This window comes from Finegoldia magna (assembly GCF_018371055.1).
Classification (GTDB): Bacteria; Bacillota; Clostridia; order Tissierellales; family Peptoniphilaceae; genus Finegoldia; species Finegoldia magna_I.
Genome location: NZ_JAGYZD010000099.1, coordinates 1 through 5,983 on the forward strand (window position 1 = coordinate 1; position 5,983 = coordinate 5,983).

Annotated in this window: 5 protein-coding genes; all 5 read left to right on the plus strand. The window is 30.9% G+C overall.

Annotated elements, in window-relative coordinates:
* The first annotated feature begins 151 nt into the window (after positions 1 to 151).
* Positions 152 to 1,039, plus strand: a complete 888-nt coding sequence (locus KHW44_RS05475; protein WP_304066924.1) for a hypothetical protein — start codon at positions 152 to 154, stop codon at positions 1,037 to 1,039.
* Positions 1,040 to 1,078: 39 nt separating this feature from the next.
* Positions 1,079 to 2,536, plus strand: coding sequence for a peptidase S41 (locus KHW44_RS05480; RefSeq protein WP_304066926.1), 1,458 nt, complete (start codon positions 1,079 to 1,081; stop codon positions 2,534 to 2,536).
* A gap of 164 nt (positions 2,537 to 2,700) precedes the next feature.
* A complete protein-coding gene (locus tag KHW44_RS05485) occupies positions 2,701 to 3,876 on the plus strand; it encodes a S41 family peptidase (RefSeq protein ID WP_304066930.1) in 1,176 nt (391 codons plus the stop codon).
* Positions 3,877 to 3,884: 8 nt separating this feature from the next.
* Positions 3,885 to 4,844: a polysaccharide deacetylase family protein gene (locus KHW44_RS05490; protein ID WP_304066933.1), complete on the plus strand. Its 960-nt coding sequence runs from the start codon at positions 3,885 to 3,887 to the stop codon at positions 4,842 to 4,844.
* Positions 4,845 to 5,080: 236 nt separating this feature from the next.
* On the plus strand, positions 5,081 to 5,983 hold a 903-nt coding region (gene nrdD, locus KHW44_RS05495), incomplete at its 3' end, for an anaerobic ribonucleoside-triphosphate reductase (protein ID WP_304066936.1).

Genomic DNA, 5,983 nt, shown 5'->3' on the forward strand with positions numbered 1-5,983 from the left:
GAATAATAGACCTAGAAAATGTATACAATATAAAACACCTAAAGAAGAACTTTTTGGTTTCTTACCATAGGTGTTGCATTTGATTTGACAATTCGTCTATTCAAAAATTGTAAGCATAGAAGGTGTAAAATCATCTGAAATATTGAAAATAGTGTGCAAATACATTTCTGCAGAGAATGAAACTGGCAAGAAAAATATTTTACATTATGGTTACATGTTATACACAGACTTACTTAAAAAAGAAAATATAATAAAAGGAGATAAAGTACATTTACAAATTTTGCAAAATGGAAAAATCGTTGATAAAATTGTAGACACCATTAAAACTGATAATATTGGAATATACAAAGATTACTACGATGATGAAAGCTACAATCAAATAATGTACGATACTAATGAATTAAAATGGGATGCATATACAAATTGGGGAAAAGAACAATTCACAGAAAATAAACCATTTTATTTCTATAAATCAAACAGAAATCTAGTAATTAAATATAATTATTCTTACGATATGAATAAAGATAACGTATTAAAAGATTTGATAACTAAAATGCAAAATGAAATACAAGCAGAAGATATTGACAACATCATATTAGACATTAGATATAATGGTGGTGGCATGTTTGCACACGCAAAAGAATTAGAGTTTGCGATAATGCAATATCAATTATTAAATCCAAAAATCAATATTAAAGTGTTAATTGGTGAAGGAACTTTTTCAGCAGGCATAAGAATGATAGATAGTGTAAAAAGGAACTTAGAAAATGTACAGATGATTGGAACAAATACTGCGGGAGCTTCAAATCATAATATGTCTGGAGGAAATATTGTATATCTTGGGAAAAGCAAACTATTCATCTACACATCAGGAGAAATGAGAAGATACGATTATAATTTCAAAGATGTGATGCACTGTTCCAATCTTAATAAGAGAGATGGATTAACGTGGTATCCCGATATGTTTATCGAAAATCAAATCCAAGATTACTCCATTGGTAATGACAGGGTTATGAATTATGCATTGAGAAATAATTGATATTAGTGTATCTGATTATAAGGAGAGGAGATATTGTCTATGAATAGCAAATTAAAGCTAGTAGTACTTACTATTTTTCTAATAATGACAACAAGTTTTGCTAGACAGGAAGAGATAATAAAAATTAATGAACAAGACTTGATAGATTCACTTAACACTAATAATACTGAAGAATATGATTCTCATGTAATTTTAGGTGATATACCAATTAGTTCAGAAAAATATAAGAAGCAGGTTAGAGATATAAGAGATTTTATGATGGATAATCATGTTTTTTATGAAGCACAAAACGTGGATGAAATTACAAATTCTTATAATAAATTGTTGAATGATTCAGACAATAAAACAGCTAAGGACTTAAATCTTGATTTAATGAAAGTATTTTCAAAGTATAGGCAAGGACACGTTTCAGTAAATACAGTATATAATGGAGAACCATCAGTTTTTATTAACGAAAATAATGGAAAATATTACATAGTCGCAACTACAGATAAATACAAGAACTTACTTGGAGCTGAAGTCATAAGCATAAATAATATTAAAATGGAAGATGTGATTGATAGATTAGAAGATTATGCTATTGGTGAAAATGAAAGTTTTAGAAATCTTACTAAAAATTCATTCTTGAATTGTCATGAAATATTGAAAAAAGAAAATGTGTTAACAGAAGAACAAAACATTTACGAATTGAAAATAGGAGATAAAATAGTAAAATTAGATTTACCATTTGAAAAATCAAAAGAGTTTATAGTTAGTAAATTAAAAATTAACGGAAGGAAAACTGAACTAATAAATGTTAAACAGAAAAATGACAATAAAGATAAGTATACTATCATCAAACCTCTAAAATTATCAGTAGACAACAACAAGCTACACTATATTGAAACAAAGGATGACAATTTGATTCTTAGGTATAATTCCTGCAAAGAAAATGAGAATTACAAGATTGAAAAATTTACCAAGGATGTTTGCGACCAATTAGATAACAACAAATTTTCAAATATAATCATAGATTTACGATATAACCTTGGAGGAAGTTCATTTCACATCTATAATATATTTGGTAAAATGATGGCATATCAGGGAGCAAATCCGGATACAAAAATAAAAGTTCTGATAAGCAATCAAACATACTCAGCTGCAGGAGATTGTGCTTTATTATTTGTGAAGAAATTTCATAATGTCGAAGTGATTGGAAAAAATAGTGGGTTTCCAATATCAACGTCTGCAGGAGATGTAAATGTCGCATATACAAAAGATACGTATATTGGAATAAATTACTGCACAACCGTTTTTAGACAACACTATGAAGATGTAGATTCATTTTTGTTTAATTACAAGAATTTTGATTTTGAAAAGAATACAATGAAACCTGACTTTTACGCATCGCAATCATTCGCGGATTACATGATAGGAAACGACCCTGCGATGAATTATGCGTTGCGAAGTGAGGGGAATACTTCGTTGGCTGAGAAAATAAAAGGCGTTTTAAAATAATTTAAGGTTACAATTTAAAATTTGAGTAAATTAATATCTTCTTTTATTCATTAAAAGAGGATATTTTTTTAATTAAAATCACAATAATCTTAGACAAATTGTAACTCAATTTTAATACAAAAAATCGTTAATCTGTTATACTATATATTAGTTAGAGGTGATTTATGAAAACATTTAAAAAAGTTTTTGTTGGATTGGGGCTTTGCTTATTGGTGTATCTTAGTTTTTCTGTAGGAAATGCTACGGGAAAAAGAACTGCGATTGCCAATGAAAATGGTATTCCATTAGCGAAGATCAATAAGATTGAAAACTTGATTGACCAGTATTATCTTTTTGATATAGACAAGAACAAGCAACAAGAAGGAGCTGTGGAAGGCTATGTAAAAGCTTTGGGAGATCCTTATTCTGAGTTTTTGACTAAGGAAGAGATGGATAGTTTGAACCAACAAACTGAGGGAGAATATGCAGGTGTCGGAATTGTGGTTACTCCTTCTGAAACTGGTGCTATAACTGTTGTTAGTGCAATCAAAGGAAGTCCAGCTTTTGAAAAAGGCATCAAAAAAGATGATATTATACTTAAAATTAACGGCAAGGATTACAATGCATCCCAAATGAATGATGCGGTGAAGGTGATGAAAGGTAAGCCTAATACAGATGTTAAGCTTACTATTGCCAGAATGGAAAACAAAACTAGCAAGATTTTTGATGTAAATATAACACGTCGTATGATTAGTTTGACTACTGTTAATTCTCAAAAAATTGGAGACATAGGATATATCAATATTACTCAATTTGATAGAAAAACTGATAAGGAATTTATCGAGCAATACGAAAATTTGAAAAAACAAAATGTGAAATCAATTGTTTTGGATTTGCGTAACAATCCTGGTGGGTTGTTAGATTCTACGGTTAAAATAGCAGATTATCTTCTTCCAAAAGGAGTTATCGTTAAAACTGTAGATAAAAATAAAAAAGAAGATATTCAAAAAAGTGACGCTTCAGAACAAAATTTACCAATGGTTGTTCTTGTGAATGGTTCAAGCGCATCTGCATCTGAAATTTTGACGGGAGCTTTGAAGGATTACAAGAAAGCTACAATTGTCGGTGAGAAAACTTTCGGAAAAGGTATTGTTCAAACGATTATACCGATGGAAAAAGGCGAGGGATTGAAGCTTACTATTAGCGAGTATTTTTCACCAAAGGGCAACAAAATTCACAAACAAGGGATTACACCAGATGTAGTTATCAAGTTGGACGAAAAGGCAAAGGGAATCGGAGTTGAGTATATGAAAGAAGACAATCAACTTCAAAAAGCTTTAGAGATTTTAAATAAAAAATAGGAGATATTATGAGAGAAGAAAGAGAAGCGAGAAGAAAACGCAAGAGAAGAAAAAAAATCATCAACTCAATAGTTCTATTGGTTTTTGTATTGGCTGTAGGAAGTTTTGTTGCAGTAAAAGTAGCCAACAGCGAACAAAGTCTTAATCCAAAAGTAGCTGAGAGTTCTTCTAAGAAATCGAACAAAAAAAACGCTGAGAAAAAAGAAGAGCCAAAACCAGATCCTAATAAGTTAATGAAGGGTTCAAATCATATTTTAAAAGCAGATTCGTATGCTTATGATGCTAAAACTATTAGTCAATTCATTAGACCAACAAAATCTGAAGGATATGTCAAAAACACAGACAACAAAAAAATCTGTTTCTTGACTTTTGATGATGGTCCTAATCACAGCATAACTCCACAAGTTTTGGATGTATTAAAGAAAGAAAATGTTCCTGCTACATTTTTTGTAGTTGGTAAGCATATCACTCAAGATACAAAAGATATTTTGGAACGCCAATTGAATGAAGGTCACGCAATTGCACTTCACTCTTTTGAACACGATTATTCAAAATTATATCCAGGAAGAGTTGCAAACGCTGATAGAATTAAAAAAGAAGCAGAAATGGCACAAAAAGCATTGCAAGATGTTCTTGGTCCAGATTTTAAAACAAGCGTGTGGAGATATCCAGGTGGACACATGAGTTGGCAACAATTAAAGCCAGGCGATGATGCCTTAGAATCTTTGGGAATTCACTGGATTGACTGGAACAGTTTGGTTGGAGATGCAGAACCAAAAAGCAGAAGACCAACGACAGTGGAAGGTATGGTTGAATTTGCAAATACTTCATTAACTTATCAAGCTGAGCAAGATTTAGTTGTAGTTTTGTGTCACGATGCACCAGGAAAACAACTAACTGTTGATTCACTTTCAGCAATTATTAAAAATTTTAAAGATAAGGGATATGAATTTGGAATTTTAAAATAATTTTAAAATTATAAATATTAGCTTAAATTTGCCACAATTAAATTATTATGCAGAGCACCTTTTTGATAAGGTGCTTTTTTAATGTTTTAAATCCTACTAACTATATATAGTATGAATAAAAATCAAAAACCCACATATTGATACTATCTGTAGTATTTGATATAATAAAGCAGTATTAGGAAATAGTAAAAAAATTATTGAATCATATAAAAAAGGAAAGAGAAGAGGGATTGCAAATGCTAACTGTAGAAAAAAGAGACGGACGACAAGTTGAATTTGACGCAAAAAAAATTGTCGTTGCGATAGAAAAAGCTATGAATAGTAGTACAGGAATTTACGAACCGAATTTGGCTGAAAAAATCGCCAACGAAATCGAAGGATACGCCAAAACGATTGGAAAAGTTTTGAGTATTACTGATATTGAAGACCAAGTTTATTATAAGTTAATTCAGTACAACAATCCCGCTACGGCAAGAGCGTACGAAAATTACAAAGCTGTACAAAAATATAAAAGAGAAACTAACACTACTGATGAAAGTATAATCGGATTGTTGGAAGAAAGTAACAAGGACTTGTTAGAAGAAAATTCCAACAAAAACGCTGTGATAGCTTCTACTCAAAGAGATTTAATCGCTGGTGAAGTTAGCAAGGATATTGCCAGAAGAAAGCTTATTCCACAAGATTTGCTTCAAGCTCACGATGAAGGAGCAATTCACCTTCACGATATGGATTACATAATTCAACCAATGTTTAACTGTTGTCTTGTAAATATGAAAGATATGCTTGACAAGGGAACTGTTGTAAATGGCAAATTAATCGAATCACCAAAATCATTCCAAGTTGCTTGTAATGTGATGACTCAAATAATCGCGCAAATAGCAAGTAATCAATACGGTGGTCAAAGTATCGATATTAGATGTTTGTCAAAATATTTGAGAAAATCTTACGAAAAGAATTTGAATTTGTGTATCGAAACTCTTGGAGACATCGACATGGCTGAAAAAATGGCAGATAAGATGACTCAAAAAGATTTGGAATCGGGAATTCAAACAATCCAATATCAAATCAATACATTGATGACTTCCAATGGACAAGCTCCATTTGTGACTTTGTTTATGTTTATTGAAGATCACGATGAA

Coding starts and splice junctions, on each gene's coding strand:
- KHW44_RS05480 (WP_304066926.1), top strand. CDS start 1,079: ATGAATAGCAAATTAAAGCTAGTAGTACTTACTATTTTTCTAATAATG.
- KHW44_RS05485 (WP_304066930.1), top strand. CDS start 2,701: ATGAAAACATTTAAAAAAGTTTTTGTTGGATTGGGGCTTTGCTTATTG.
- KHW44_RS05490 (WP_304066933.1), top strand. CDS start 3,885: ATGAGAGAAGAAAGAGAAGCGAGAAGAAAACGCAAGAGAAGAAAAAAA.